The following is a 13,731-nucleotide window of genomic DNA, read 5'->3' on the forward strand; positions in this document are numbered from 1 at the left end:
CAGGACACCCCAAGCATCCGAACCACCCCGAAAACTTCAGGCTGACGGCCGCCAGGCAACCGACTCCGGCACCGACCCCGCTCAAACAACACCTCGAACAGACCCCGGAAACGCAGAGATCCCGTCCGATCTTTCGATCGGACGGGATCTCGTCACCATTCCCGAGCTAACTCAAGAACAGTCGTGTCTGTGGACCTGAGGGGATTCGAACCCCTGACCCCCTCGATGCGAACGAGGTGCGCTACCAGACTGCGCCACAGGCCCTTGCGACGTGTGAAACATTAGCATCCCGAGTGGCGGAGTCGGAAATCCGCTCCCGCCCTGGTCAGCCGGGGGCCGTCGCGCCCCCGGGACGGCCGGTCATTCGTTGGCCGCGCGGGGGCGGTCGTCGTCCGCGTACTGGTCGAAGAGCGGCGTGCGGCCGTGGTCGCGGCGCGGGCGCTGGGGGGTGGCGCGCCGGCGCGGGTGCGGGGCCGGGGCCGGTTCGGGCGCCGCCGCGGAGGAGCGGGCCGCGCTCCAGGTCTCCGGGTCCGTCACGTCGACGCCGCCCGGCGCGCGCGGGGCGACCGGGGCGGTGACGTACGTGGGGAGCGGGACCGGGACCGGGTTCCAGCTGTCGCCGCGGGCCGGGCCGCGCTCGCGCTGCTGGTCGACCCATTCCGCGTGGTCCGTCTGCTCGACCAGCGCGCGGCGGTCGGCCTCCTGCGGGGAGACGATCGGTTCGGGCGCCGGGACCGCGGCCGGTGCGGGCTCCGGCTCGGGGGTCGGGGCGACGGCGCGGCGGCTCTCGCGCAGCCGGGCCGCGGCGGCCTCGGCGTTGCGCCGGTCCATCACGTAGACGAAGCGCCGCCGCTCCTGGGCCCGCAGGTAGACGATGTACGCGCTCAGGAGCACGGCCGGGGCCGCCGGGACCCACAGGAAGGCGAGGCCGCCGACGGCCGCGACGATCGCGCCGATCGTGAACGCGAGGAAGAGGGTCACCGTGGTGCGCCGGCGCCGGGCGAGGACCTTGCCGCGGCGGGCCCGTTCGGCCGCCGCCGCGTTCGGTTTCGCGTCCCGGACGGGCTTCCCCGGTCCCGCGACGCCCGCCGTGCCCGCCGCCTTGGAGGCCGGCGCGTCCGCGGGCGACGCCGGGACCTTCCTGGCCGCCGGGACCGCCTCGGGCATCTCCAGACGCGCTTCCGTCCTGGCCGCGGGCGCGCAGAAGCCCCGGACGTCGACCGAGCTGAGATGCTCCGTCGCCGCGTCCGGGTCCACGTCGGCCGTCGTGCCGTCGCCCGCCCGCTCCCGGTCCCGTAGCTCCTTGGCGTAACGACGCTCCATGCCCGCCCGTCCGGACAGCAGCCGGATGGCGGTGCTGAAGCGTTCCGTCGGACGAGCTTCGTTCAGCTCGTCCTGCCTTCGGAGCCACATCGGCACCAGGTAGGCGGCCCAGGCTCCGACGATGACTGCGTAGATGAGGCCGCTGCTGCTCACGCCTCACACGGTAGAGGGGTTCGGGTGAGGGCATCGCCCAATTGGGCCGGTGTGTCGCACGATCTGGCTGATATCACTGAACTTTTTTCAGATTATCCAGACCGAACGCCGGTCAATCACGCTTGGAATTCGAACACTTATTGGAATTAATGAGGTTGACGGCGCGTCTGGGCCTGATGCCAGCGCCGCAGCAGCCCCTCCGGCACTTCCTCCGCCGTCAGCGCGAAGACCAGGTGGTCCCGCCAGGCACCGTCGATGTGCAGATAGCGGGGCCGCAGCCCCTCCTCCCGGAAGCCGAGCTTTTCCACGACCCGCCGCGAAGGGCCGTTCTCCGGGCGGATGCAGACCTCGATGCGGTGCAGTCCGACCGTACGGAAGCAGTGGTCCACGGCGAGCGCGACCGCCGTCGGCATGACGCCCCGCCCGGCCACCGCGCTGTCCACCCAATAACCAACATGTCCCGAGCACATCGAGCCCCAGGTAATGCCCGCCACCGTCAACTGCCCGACCAGCTTTCCCTGGTACTCGATGACGAAGGGCATCATCCGGCCGGCGTTCGCCTCCGCCCGCAGATGGCGCACCATCTGACGGTACGTGGGGCGCTGGGCCAGCGGGCCGCCCGGGCCGGGCGGCGGGACGGTCGCCTCCCAGGGGCGCAGCCATTCGCGGTTGCGCCGGTTCACCTCACGCCAGGCCGCCTGGTCGCGCATCTTCATCGGCCGGAGCAGCACGTCCCCGTCCGCCAGGACCACGGGCCAGGACGGCATCATGACGCCGGGCCCGCTTCCGCCGCCGGTCTCGGGTGGTCGCCGCCGCGGATCTGGTCCACGGCGTGGACGAGCAGCGGCGTGAGGACAGCGAGACCGTCCCGTACCCCGCCCGTCGAGCCCGGCAGGTTGACGATCAGCGTCTTCCGCGCGACACCGGCGAGGCCGCGCGAGAGCGCCGCCGTGGGCACCTTGTCCCGGCCGTACGCCCGGATCGCCTCCGCGATGCCCGGGATCTCCCGGTCGAGGAGGTTCCGGGTCACCTCGGGGGTCTCGTCGGTGGGCGAGATGCCCGTACCGCCGGTCGTGACGATCACGTCGTAGCCCGCGTCGATCCCGGCGCGCAACGCCGCCGCGACCGGCGCGCCGTCCGGCACCACCCGCGGGTCGTCCACGGCGAAGCCCGCCCGGCGCAGGCCGTCGGCGATCAGCGGACCGCCCTTGTCCTCGTAGACGCCGGCCGCCGCCCGGTTGGAGGCGGTGACGACGAGGGCGGAGTACGGGGCGAGCAGAGCGCCGCCGATGTCCGCGCCCTGACCCTGATCGCGCTGGTCGCCCTGGTGCACGCCGGTCACGCCTCGCTCCTCGTCCAGTGGCCCGACTTGCCGCCGGTCTTCTCCTCCACCCGTACGTCGGTGATGACCGCGCCCTTGTCGACCGCCTTCACCATGTCGACGACGGTCAGCGCCGCCACGGACACCGCCGTCAGGGCCTCCATCTCGACGCCCGTACGGTCCGTGGTCTTCACCGTCGCCAGGATCTCCACGGCGTCGTCCGTGACCGCGAGGTCCAGCTTCACGCCCGAGACCGCCAGCGGGTGGCAGAGCGGGATCAGGTCCGGGGTCCGCTTCGCGCCCATGATCCCGGCGATCCGTGCCGTGGCGAGCGCGTCACCCTTCGGGACGCCCTCGCCGCGCAGCAGCTCGACCACACGCGGCGACACCAGGACGCGTCCGCTCGCGCGGGCGGTGCGGGCCGTGACGTCCTTCCCGGAGACGTCGACCATGCGGGCCGCCCCCGCCTCGTCGATGTGGGTGAGTCCTTGCTGCGTACTCATGGCGGTGACACTCCCGGTCGCTGTGTGGGACGACACCGTACCCCCACCATGCGCCCCTCAGCCGAGGAGGACCACCTCGAGCTCCGTACCCGGCTTCACCTCTGTCACCTCCTCGGGTACGACGAGCAGCGCGTCGGCGTGCGCGAGCGCGGCGATCAGGTGCGAACCGGCGCCGCCCACCGGGGTGACGGTGCCCGCCCCGGCGTCGTATGTCCCCCGCAGGAACTGCCGGCGCCCGGCCGGCGAGGACAGCACCCGGTCCCCCGCGACGGCCGCCCGCAGCCACGGACGCCGCTCGTCCGGCTGGTCGCCGAGGCCCATGAGGGCGCGGATCGCGGGCCGTACGAACAGCTCGAAGGAGACATAGGACGAGACCGGGTTGCCCGGCAGCGCGAGCAGCGGGGTGTGGTCGGGGCCGATCATGCCGAAGCCCTGCGGCTTGCCCGGCTGCATCGCGAGGCGGCGGAAGTCGACCTCCCCGTCCGCCGTCAGCGCCTCCTTCACCACGTCGTACGCCCCCACGCTGACCCCGCCCGTGGTGACGAGCAGGTCCGCCCGGACCAACTGGTCCTCGATGGCGGCGCGCAGCGACTCGGCGTCGTCGGCGACCGCGCCGACCCGGTAGGCGAGGGCTCCGGCGTCGCGGGCGGCGGCGGCCAGCGCGAAGCTGTTGGAGTCGTAGATCTGCCCTTCCCTCAGCGGCTCGCCGGGCTGGGCCAGTTCACTGCCGGTGGACAGGACCACCACGCGCGGGCGGGGGTGGACCCGGACGCTGCCGCGGCCGATCGCCGCCAGCAGCGCGATCTGGGGCGGGCCGAGGACCGTGCCGGCCGCGAGGGCCAGTTCGCCCGCCTTGACATCGCTGCCGCGGGCCCGGACGTGGGCGCGGGCCTCGGCGGGGCGGTGTACGCGGACCTCGCCGGCCGCGCCCTCCGGGGCGGTGCTCGCCGGGCGCATGGTGCCGGTCGCACCGGCCTCCGCGCCCGTACCGCCGTCGGTCCACTCGACCGGGACGACGGCCTCCGCGCCGGGCGGCAGCGGGGCGCCGGTCATGATCCGGGCGGCCTGGCCGGGGCCGACCTCGGGCAGGGCGCCCGCGCCCGCGACCACGTCGCCGATCACGGTCAGGACGGCGGGGAACTCCTCGCTCGCCCCGGCGACATCGGCGACGCGGACCGCGTAACCGTCCATGGAACTGTTGTCGAAGGGCGGCAGCGCGACCGGCACCGTGACGTCCTCGACGAGGACACAGCCCTGGGCGTCGGGCAGTTGCAGCTCGATGGGCTCCAGGGGGGAGACGGCGGCCAGGATGTCGGCGAGGTGCTCGTCGACGGTCCACAGGTCCCGGGCCGGGCCCGCGCAGGGGTCGCCGGGGGTGCCGCCGGTCGCGTCGCCGGTCGCGTCGCCGCTCGCGCCATGGGGCGTGTCGGTCGCGCGGGGCGCGCCGGTCGTGTCATCCGTCGCGCCGCCGGTCGCGTCCTCGCCGGGGCCGTGGTCCGACGGTGCCGTGCTACTGCTCAAGGTGCTCCATCTCCTCGCTGACGTAACCGCGGAGCCAAGTGCGGAAGTCCGGCCCCAGATCATCACGTTCACACGCCAGTCTGACAATGGCGCGCAGATAGTCCCCCCGATCGCCGGTGTCGTAGCGGCGGCCCTTGAAGACGACGCCGTGCACCGGGCCGCCGGCCCGCTCGTCCTGGACCAGCTTCTGCAGCGCGTCGGTCAGTTGGATCTCGCCGCCGCGGCCCGGCCGGGTCTCCCGCAGTATCGCGAAGACGGCCGGATCGAGGACGTACCGGCCGATGATGGCGAGGTTGCTGGGCGCGTCGGAACGCTCCGGCTTCTCCACCAGATCCGTCACCTTCACGACGTCCGACTCGCCGGTGGGGGCGACGGCGGCGCAGCCGTAGAGGTGGATCTGGGACGGGTCGACCTCCAGCAGCGCGATCACGCTGCCGCCGAACCGCTCGCGCACCTCGACCATGCGGGCGAGCAGCGGGTCGCGCGGGTCGATGAGGTCGTCGCCGAGCAGGACCGCGAACGGCTCGTCGCCGACGTGCGGCGCGGCGCACAGAACGGCGTGGCCGAGGCCGCGCGGGGCGCCCTGGCGTACGTAGTGCATGGTGGCCAGGTCGCTGGATTCCCGGACCCGGGCGAGGCGTTCGCCGTCGCCCTTGCGGGTCAGGGCCTCCTCCAGCTCGTAGTTGCGGTCGAAGTGGTCCTCGAGCGGGCGCTTGTTGCGGCCGGTGATCATCAGGACGTCGGACAGACCCGCCGAGACGGCCTCCTCCACGACGTACTGGATCGCCGGCTTGTCGACGACCGGCAGCATCTCCTTCGGCGTCGCCTTGGTGGCCGGCAGGAACCGGGTGCCAAGGCCGGCGGCCGGGATGACAGCCTTGGTGAGAGAAGGCTTCTGAGTCATGCGGAGCACCCTAGCCGTTCGGTATGGGCGGAAGGCGGGGCTCCGATGAGCTTTCCCGACGCTCGTACCACTACCGTCCGCTTTCGGAAGTACCCGGGAAATCTGAGGAATCAGAGGAATGCGAGCCGTAGTGAGCAGTGTCGACCCCTCCACCGGATCCCCTGCCGGACCACTCGACCCACTCGACCCACTCGACCCGTCGGCCGGCAAGGCGTCGCTGCGCCGCGCCCTGCTCGACGCCCGCGCCGGGCTGAGCGCCGACGACCGCGACCGCCATGCCGCGGCCCTGGCCGAACGCGCCCTGGAACTGCCCGAACTCGCGGAGGCCGGCACGGTCGCCGCGTACGTCTCCGTGGGGCGCGAACCGGGCACGCGCGCGCTCCTCGACGCGCTGCGCGCGCGGGGCGTACGGGTCCTGCTGCCGGTCCTGCTGCCGGACAACGACCTCGACTGGGCCGTGTACGAGGGGTCCGACCGCCTCGCGAAGGCGGGCCGCGGGCTGCTCGAACCGGTCGGCGAGCGGCTCGGCCCGGAGGTGGTGCGCGAGGCCGGCGCGGTACTGCTGCCGGGGCTCGCGGTCGACGCGCGCGGCATGCGGCTGGGGCGGGGCGGCGGTTCGTACGACCGGGTCCTCGCCCGGCTCGTACGGGCCGGGACGGATCCGGCCCTGGTCGTGCTCCTGTACGCGAACGAGGTGGTCGCGCGGGTCCCGGAGGAACCGCACGACCACCCCGTGCACGCGGTGGTGACCCCAGAGGGGGTCCGGCGTTTCAGGCCGTAGGGCCTGGAGCCGTGAGGGCTGGAGCCCTGGGAGTCGGAGCCCTGAAGGCGGGAGCCCCAGGGGCCGGGGCCGTGAGGCTGAGGCCCCTTACGGCTCCAGCTTCAGCGTGTCCTGGGTGGCGGCCTCGACCGCCCCCTGTCCGTACACCCAGTCGAGCATCTCGCCCTTGGCCCACTTGTCCGTCTGGTCGGTGTAGTGGGTGTTGAAGGCGTGACCGGAGGCACCACTGAGGTTGATCCAGCGGGACTTGTCCCAGTCGCCGACGTTGACGACCATCCGCATCGACGGGACCCAGATGACGTCGTAGCCGCCGGCCGCGTTCCAGCCGGTCGCGTCGACCGCCGCCTCGCCGCCGCCCAGGTTCCACGGGCCGCGGTTGAGCAGCGCCTGGACGAGGCCGGGACCGGCGGTGCCGAGGGTCTGGTTCTTCAGGGTCAGCTGGTGCAGCCGGCCCCAGCTCCAGGTGGAAACGTCCTTGCCGAGCTTGGCGGTCAGCTCCCAGCGGGCGTCCTTCATGGCCTGGGCGAGCAGCTGGTCACGGGTCTCGGTGGGGGCGTTGAGCCGGTCGCCCGGCGTCTTCCACCAGGGGCTCTTCTCCTCCTTGAGCAGCGGGCGGACCACCTGGTACCAACGGTCGCCACCGTCCGGCTGCGCGGAGTCGGGGTCGCGCTGGCCGCACTCGCGGACCAGCTTGTTCTGCTCGTCGACCGGGCCGGTCTCGTCGGCGACACGGACGTTGATGCACTCGCCGTCGACGCGCATCTCCTTGGGTAGCTTGTTGCCGAAGGAGAGCTTGAGGACGTTGCGCCACACCGCGTTGAAGTACGCCGCGGGCGCCGAGTCCGGCTCCTGGGTGTAGTCCCAGCCCTCAAGGAGCTTCTGGGCCTCACGGACCTGCGGGTCGGCGATGTCGACCTTCAGCAGGAGCGGGTTGAGCAGGGTCGCGATCTCGCTGCGGTTGTCCATCTGCATGGACACCATGTCGTCCGGCGAGATCTTGCCGCCGTCCTTGATCTTCGACTCGATGAGGTCGTTGATCCGCTGGCTGCGCGAGCCGAAGCCCCAGTCCCGGGTGAGGAGGTAGGGGTACTTCTTCTCGTCTATGACGGCCTGGTTGGCGGTGACGATGTAACCGCGCTTCGGGTTGTACTCGTAGGGCAGCTCGTCGAAGGGGATGTAGCCCTTCCAGTCGTACGAGGAGTCCCAGCCGTGCGCGGGCAGGGTGCCGTCATAACCCTTGGCGTCGCTGCGGACCGGGATCTTGCCGGGCGACTGGTAACCGATGTGGCCCTCGGTGTCGGCGTAGATCAGGTTCTGGGACGGGACCTCGAAGTCCTTGGCCGCGGCCCGGAACGACGTGAAGTCCTTGGCGCGGTCGAGTTCGAAGACGGCGTCCATCGACTTGCCGGGCTGCAGCGCGGTCCAGCGCAGCGAGACGCCGTAACCGGTGCCGCGGTCGGGGGCGGCGTTGCCCACCGGGGCGGACCGGCCGACCTTCTCCAGCTCGGAGGAACGGTCGGAGACGAGCGGGCCGTGCTCGGTGGAGCGGACGGTGATGGTGCGGTCGGAGCCGCCGGCGACCTTGATGGTCTCCTCGCGGGTCCGGAACGGCTTGGTCTTGCCGTCGACCACGTACCCGTCGGTGCCGACCTTCTCCAGGTAGAGATCGGTGACATCGGCGCCGAGGTTGGTGAAGCCCCAGGCGATCGAGTTGTTGTGGCCGATTATGACGCCGGGCATGCCGGAGAAGGTGTAGCCGGCGACGTCGTAACGGCAGGTGGCCGAGACGGTACGGCAGTGCAGGCCCATCTGGTACCAGAGGGACGGCAGCATCGGGGCGAGGTGCGGGTCGTTGGCGAGCAGCGGCTTGCCGGAGGTCGTGTACCGACCGGAGACGACCCAGGAGTTCGAGCCGATGCCGTTGCCGTTGGGGCCGAGCAGGGCCGGGACCGCGTCGAGGACGTCAGAGAGACCGGAGAGCTGGGACTGGATGCCCTGGGCGCCGGTGCCGGTGCCCGTGCCGGTGCCGGTGCCGGTGCCGGTGCCGGTGCCGACGGTGCCGGTGCCCGTGCCCGTGCCCGTTCCGACGGTCCCGGTGCCCGTGCCGACCGTGCCCGTACCGGTTCCGGTGCCGGTGCCCGTACCGGTGCCGGTGTCCTGCGTCGTCGACTCGGCCTCGGGGTCGAACTTGCCGGTGATCTTGTCGACGGCGCCCTTGCCGACGATCGGCTGGTGCGTCCCGTACGGGTAGTCCGGGTAGAGCTCCGCGATCTCGTCCGGCTTGAGGCGCGTGGCCATCAGGGAACGGTCGATCTCGTCCTGCATGTTGCCGCGCAGGTCCCAGGCCATGGCCTTGAGCCAGGCCACCGAGTCGACCGGGGTCCAGGGCTCGATGGTGTAGTCGTTGGTGAGGGCGAGCGCCGCGTACTCGACGGAGATGTCGGACGGGGCACGGTCCTTGAGGTACGCGTTGACGCCCTCGGAATAGGCCTGCAGGTTCTTCTTGGTGTCCGCGGACAGAACCTTGTCGTATTCCTCCTGCGCGACCCGGCGCCAGCCGAGGGTGCGGAGGAAGGCGTCGGTGTCGACCTGGCTCTTGCCGAACATCTCGGAGAGGCGGCCGGCCGTCGTGTGGCGGCGGACGTCCATCTCGTAGAAGCGGTCCTGCGCCTGGACGTAGCCCTGGGCGCGGAAGAGGTCGGCCTCGTTGTCGGCGTAGATCTGCGGGACCCCGTAGGAGTCGCGCTTGACCTCGACGGGCGCGGAGAGCTTGTCGAGCTTGAGGGTGCCGGTGGTCTGCGGGTACGAGCCCCGGACGGTGTCGACGCCCCAGTACGCGCCGTATCCGACGCCCGCGACCAGCGCGAGAACCAGGGCGAGGACGATCAGACGGGCGCGCCGCCCCTTCTTCTTGGCAGGGGGCGCGGTCGTGTTGGAGGGCATCGCTGTCCTTCGAGGGGCAGGGTGGTCCTGGAGTACAGGGTGGTCCTGGAGTACGGGAGCAACCTTAGGCGCAGCGCCCGGAGGCCCCGGACGCGGTATCAGGAAGAGAACCGTACCCACCCGTACTGATGTGCGATCAGTCATCAAGAAGGCGTCAAGAACACGTTAAAGATTAGGTAAGGTAACGAAGTACCTGTGTTCAGCGTCGGAGGAACGATCCGGCAGCGGACCGGGCTGCGCCCGAGGGGAAGGAACGGCCACTGACTGTCCACCAGCTCAATGAACTCCTGCTCATCTGCTCGCTCGTCCTGCTCATCGCTGTGGCGGCGGTGCGGATCTCGTCCCGGAGCGGGCTGCCCAGCCTGTTGCTCTACCTCGGGATCGGGGTCGCCATGGGACAGGACGGCATCGGCAACGTCGCCTTCGACAACGCCGAACTGACCCAGGTGATCGGCTATGCCGCACTGGTGGTGATCCTGGCCGAGGGCGGCCTGGGCACCAAGTGGAAGGAGATCAAACCCGCGTTGCCCGCGGCGGTCATGCTGTCGACCGTCGGCGTCGCGGTGAGCGTGGGCATCACGGCGACGGCCGCTCACTATCTCGTCGGCCTGGACTGGCGACAGGCCCTCATCATCGGCGCCGTCGTCTCCTCCACCGACGCCGCCGCCGTCTTCTCCGTGCTGCGCAAGGTGCCGCTGCCCAGCCGCGTCACCGGCGTCCTCGAAGCCGAGTCCGGCTTCAACGACGCCCCCGTCGTCATCCTGGTCGTCGCCTTCTCCACCGTCGGACCGATGGACTCGTGGTACGTCCTCGTCGGCGAGATCGCCCTGGAACTGGCCATCGGCGCCGCCGTCGGCCTGGCCGTCGGCATCGTCGGCGCCTTCGGACTGCGCCGCATCGCCCTGCCCGCCTCCGGCCTCTACCCGATCGCCGTCATGGCCATCGCCATCACCGCGTACGCGGCCGGAGCGATCTCCCACGGCTCCGGCTTCCTGGCCGTCTACCTGGCCTCGATGGTGCTCGGCAACGCCAAGCTGCCGCACGCCCCCGCCAACCGGGGCTTCGCCGAGGGACTCGGCTGGATCGCCCAGATCGGCATGTTCGTCCTGCTCGGCCTGCTCGTGGCCCCGCACGAGCTGCTCAACGACTTCTGGCCGGCCATCATCATCGGCTTGGTCCTCACCATGGTCGCGCGCCCCATGGAGGTCTTCGTCAGCCTCCTCCCCTTCCGCATCCCCTGGCAGGAACAGGCCCTGATGTCCTGGGCCGGCCTGCGCGGAGCGGTCCCGATCATCCTCGCCACCATCCCGATGGTGTCCGGGGTCACGGGCAGCGAGCGGATCTTCAACATCGTCTTCGTGCTGGTCGTCGTCTACACCCTGATCCAGGGCCCGACCCTGCCCTGGCTGGCCAAGGCCCTCAAGATCGGCCACCGGGCCGAGGCCGACGACCTGGGTGTCGAGTCCGCGCCCCTGGAGCGGCTGCGCGGCCACCTGCTGTCCGTGGCGATCCCGGAGGGCTCCCGGATACACGGCGTCGAGGTCTCCGAGCTCCGGCTGCCCGCCGGGGCCGCCGTCACCCTCGTCGTGCGCGACGAGAAGAGCTTCGTCCCCGCCGCCTCCACCGTGCTGCGCCGGGGCGACGAACTGCTCGTCGTCGCCACCGACCCGGTCCGGGACGCCACCGAGAACCGACTGCGCGCGGTCGACCAGGGCGGCAAGCTCGCCGGCTGGCTCGGCTCCGGCGGTTCCACGGCCCTCGTCATCAAGGAACAGCAGGGCCCCTTCCGGAACCCGTTCCGGAAGGGCTCCGACTGAGCCCGCACGCCGCCCGGACGACAGCCCGGGCACCCCACGTCGCGAGGGCGCTTTCCCCCACGGGAGGGCGCCCTCTCCCGCTGTACCATGAAGGAACACTTGATCGAACCAACTCTGCCTGACGCAGAGCTGGCGCGACCGTATGGCGGCCGTGGCGTCTCCACCGTGGAGCCCGGTATCTACCGCAGTTCCGCGCAAGAGGACAGCTCTCGGCGACCCCGCGCCCCTGTGCACGGACCGCTACCAGGCGGCAGAAAGGCATGGACCGTGGCGTCCACGGTCGTCTCCGAGAAGCGGCCCGGTTACGGGCAGCTGCTGCGCACTCCCGGCGCGCTCTCCTTCCTCCTCCCCGGCTTCGCCGCCCGGCAGCCGTTCGCGATGCTGACCATCGGCATCGTGCTGCTCGTCCAGCACACCACCGGCTCCTACGGCAGCGCCGGTGCCGTCGCCGCCGTGACCGGTGTCTCGATGGCGCTGTTCGCCCCGCAGGGCGGCAAGCTCGCCGACCGCTTCGGCCAGCGGGCCGTCCTGCTGCCCGGCGTGCTCGTGCACTCCGCTTCCGTCTCCCTTCTCGTCGCACTCGCTCTCGCGGGCGCCCCGATGTGGGCCCTGTTCCTCGCGGCCGTCCCCGCCGGTGCCTCGGTGCCGCAGGTCGGACCCATGGTCCGGGCCCGGTGGGCGGCCATCCTCGGGCGCACCTCCCCGGGCGAGGAGTCCGCGAAGGGCCTGTCGCTGCTTCCGACGGCCGCCGCCTTCGAGTCGGTGACGGACGAGTTCACCTTCGTCATCGGCCCCGTCCTCGCCACCGCCCTGTGCACCGGCGTCCACCCGGCCGCCGGCCTGATCGCCGAGGCCTCGCTCACCCTGATCGGCGGCCTGTTCTTCGCCGCCCAGCGCGGCACTCAGCCCCCGCACGGTCTGGCCGCCGGCCAGGCCGACGCCGAGCCGCACCGCTCGGCCCTCTCGGTGCCCGGCGTCCGAGTTCTCGCCATCGCCTTCCTCGGTATCGGCTCGGTCTTCGGCGGAATGCAGGTCTCCCTTACCGCCTTCTCCGAGGAAATCGGCAACCCGGGCATCAACGGGGTGCTCTACGGCGTCTTCGCGGCCGGCAACATGCTCGCCGGTGTCGCCATGGGCGCCGTCGCCTGGAACATCGGCCCGCGCCGCCGGCTGCTCCTCGGCTACACCGGTCTGGCCATCACCGCCTCCCTTCTGTGGTCCGTGCACTCCGCCCCGCTGCTCGGGGCGCTCGGTCTGGTCGTGGGCCTCTTCATCGCCCCGGCGCTGATCACCGGCTACACGATCGTCGAGACCCTGGTCCCGGCCTCCGCGCGCACCGAGGCCTTCACCTGGCTGACCGGCGCCGTGGCGCTGGGCCAGGCCGGAGCCGTCACGGTCGCCGGACAGCTGGCCGACGCCCACGGCGCCAGCACCGGCTTCCTGGTGCCGCTGGGGGGCACCGTGCTCGCCTTGGCCACCCTGGTCGCCCTCCGCGGGCACCTGAAGCCCCGGGATTCGGGCCGGGTCACGGCACGTGGCATCGGTCACCGAGTTCCTGTGTCGGTGGACTGAACCGACGGAATACGTCACTATGGATCGTCGTTAGCACTCGATGAGTGTGAGTGCCAGGAGGAAGACAAGTGCCGACCTACCAGTACCAGTGCACCGAGTGCGGCGAGGGCCTCGAGGCGGTGCAGAAGTTCACGGATGACGCTCTGACCGAGTGCCCGAACTGCAAGGGACGCCTGAAGAAGGTGTTCTCCGCGGTCGGCATCGTGTTCAAGGGTTCCGGCTTCTACCGCAACGACAGCCGCGGCTCGTCGTCCAGCAGCACGTCGGCCTCGTCGAAGTCCTCTTCGCCTTCGTCGACCTCTTCGTCCACGTCGTCGACGTCTTCCTCGTCCTCCTCGGACTCGAAGTCCACGACCTCGTCGAGCACCTCGGCGGCCTGACCGCCGCTTCTGATCCATCCGATGCCCTGCCGCGCCGCGCGGTGGGGCATCGGGCGTTTGCCTCGCGGGCCGGCCGGTGGTCGGCGTGACCGGCCGCCCCGAGGCCTTTCTCGCCCGGCAATCGTGACTCTGGCGCACCTCTCTCCCACTGGTGTCGGACCTGGACGCGAGCGCGGAGACGGGGGACGGCGTCTCGCACACCGACGTACCGCGTGCTCGGCGGGGACGGAGAACGGCTGCGCGACGTGCTCTCCTCCGCGGTGGGGAGCACGGCCCGCGACCCTCGACCGGGACCGCCTGTGCACGCGGGTCCATGACGGATGGCATCCGGACATCGAACCGCCCTGATCACGCGAGCCGAGATGCCGGCCGGCCCGCGGGAACCGGACTGGCTCCAGCGTCACCGATGGCGCCCCGCGGCGGCAATCGCTCGCCAGGGTGAGGTAGTTATCCACAATCGCCGAGTTGTCCACAGGCTGGAGCGGGATCTCGACGGATGCGGGACGGTGAGCT

The 13,731-nt window shown here is 71.4% G+C and carries 11 protein-coding genes and 1 tRNA gene; 4 read left to right on the top strand and 8 right to left on the bottom strand.

Translation table 11 applies throughout. The annotated features are described in order from the left end of the window. Nucleotides 1-190: 190 nt before the first annotated feature. From ABZ693_RS12520 to galU, 7 genes are all read right to left on the bottom strand, one after another. Nucleotides 191-264, bottom strand: a tRNA-Ala gene (locus tag ABZ693_RS12520). A gap of 96 nt (nucleotides 265-360) precedes the next feature. Beyond that, on the bottom strand, nucleotides 361-1,476 hold the full coding sequence (gene sepX / locus ABZ693_RS12525; RefSeq protein WP_359875838.1) for a divisome protein SepX/GlpR: 1,116 nt from the start codon (nucleotides 1,474-1,476) through the stop codon (nucleotides 361-363). 146 nt (nucleotides 1,477-1,622) lie between these two features. Further along, nucleotides 1,623-2,246, bottom strand: a complete 624-nt coding sequence (locus ABZ693_RS12530; RefSeq protein WP_359875839.1) for a GNAT family N-acetyltransferase — start codon at nucleotides 2,244-2,246, stop codon at nucleotides 1,623-1,625. Then, on the bottom strand, nucleotides 2,243-2,809 hold the full coding sequence (locus ABZ693_RS12535; protein ID WP_359875899.1) for a MogA/MoaB family molybdenum cofactor biosynthesis protein: 567 nt from the start codon (nucleotides 2,807-2,809) through the stop codon (nucleotides 2,243-2,245). The genes ABZ693_RS12530 and ABZ693_RS12535 overlap by 4 nt, the downstream gene beginning before the upstream one ends. Nucleotides 2,810-2,814: 5 nt before the next feature. Continuing rightward, nucleotides 2,815-3,300: a cyclic pyranopterin monophosphate synthase MoaC gene (moaC, locus tag ABZ693_RS12540; RefSeq protein ID WP_359875840.1), complete on the bottom strand. Its 486-nt coding sequence runs from the start codon at nucleotides 3,298-3,300 to the stop codon at nucleotides 2,815-2,817. Between the two features lie 57 nt (nucleotides 3,301-3,357). Beyond that, a complete protein-coding gene (gene glp / locus ABZ693_RS12545) occupies nucleotides 3,358-4,641 on the bottom strand; it encodes a molybdotransferase-like divisome protein Glp (RefSeq protein WP_359875900.1) in 1,284 nt (427 codons plus the stop codon). 169 nt (nucleotides 4,642-4,810) lie between these two features. Beyond that, entirely contained in the window at nucleotides 4,811-5,725 is a 915-nt protein-coding gene (gene galU, locus ABZ693_RS12550; protein ID WP_359875841.1) for a UTP--glucose-1-phosphate uridylyltransferase GalU, read from the bottom strand. Nucleotides 5,726-5,843: 118 nt separating this feature from the next. On the opposite strand from galU, the gene ABZ693_RS12555 reads away from it, so the two are divergent. Next, nucleotides 5,844-6,506, top strand: coding sequence for a 5-formyltetrahydrofolate cyclo-ligase (locus ABZ693_RS12555; protein WP_359875842.1), 663 nt, complete (start codon nucleotides 5,844-5,846; stop codon nucleotides 6,504-6,506). A gap of 87 nt (nucleotides 6,507-6,593) precedes the next feature. Here the strand turns inward: ABZ693_RS12555 and ABZ693_RS12560 are convergent, their stop codons facing one another. Continuing rightward, the gene (locus ABZ693_RS12560; protein ID WP_359875843.1) at nucleotides 6,594-9,449 is read right to left on the bottom strand and encodes a penicillin acylase family protein; all 2,856 of its coding nucleotides are present in this window, start codon (nucleotides 9,447-9,449) and stop codon (nucleotides 6,594-6,596) included. A 260-nt stretch (nucleotides 9,450-9,709) separates the two neighbouring features. Here ABZ693_RS12560 and ABZ693_RS12565 point away from each other — a divergent pair, with 260 nt between their 5' ends. From ABZ693_RS12565 to ABZ693_RS12575, 3 genes are all read left to right on the top strand, one after another. Continuing rightward, nucleotides 9,710-11,266 (top strand): potassium/proton antiporter, encoded by a 1,557-nt coding sequence (locus ABZ693_RS12565; RefSeq protein ID WP_359875901.1) that lies wholly within the window; start codon nucleotides 9,710-9,712, stop codon nucleotides 11,264-11,266. Between the two features lie 267 nt (nucleotides 11,267-11,533). Continuing rightward, a complete protein-coding gene (locus ABZ693_RS12570) occupies nucleotides 11,534-12,838 on the top strand; it encodes an MFS transporter (protein ID WP_359875844.1) in 1,305 nt (434 codons plus the stop codon). Nucleotides 12,839-12,906: 68 nt separating this feature from the next. Then, entirely contained in the window at nucleotides 12,907-13,218 is a 312-nt protein-coding gene (locus ABZ693_RS12575) for an FmdB family zinc ribbon protein (RefSeq protein WP_359875845.1), read from the top strand. Nucleotides 13,219-13,731 lie beyond the last annotated feature (513 nt).

Origin of the sequence: Streptomyces laurentii, assembly GCF_040635425.1 — a bacterium.
GTDB lineage: Bacteria > Actinomycetota > Actinomycetes > Streptomycetales > Streptomycetaceae > Streptomyces > Streptomyces laurentii.

Coding starts and splice junctions, on each gene's coding strand:
- ABZ693_RS12530 (WP_359875839.1), bottom strand. CDS start 2,246: ATGATGCCGTCCTGGCCCGTGGTCCTGGCGGACGGGGACGTGCTGCTC.
- ABZ693_RS12555 (WP_359875842.1), top strand. CDS start 5,844: ATGCGAGCCGTAGTGAGCAGTGTCGACCCCTCCACCGGATCCCCTGCC.
- galU (WP_359875841.1), bottom strand. CDS start 5,725: ATGACTCAGAAGCCTTCTCTCACCAAGGCTGTCATCCCGGCCGCCGGC.
- ABZ693_RS12560 (WP_359875843.1), bottom strand. CDS start 9,449: ATGCCCTCCAACACGACCGCGCCCCCTGCCAAGAAGAAGGGGCGGCGC.
- moaC (WP_359875840.1), bottom strand. CDS start 3,300: ATGAGTACGCAGCAAGGACTCACCCACATCGACGAGGCGGGGGCGGCC.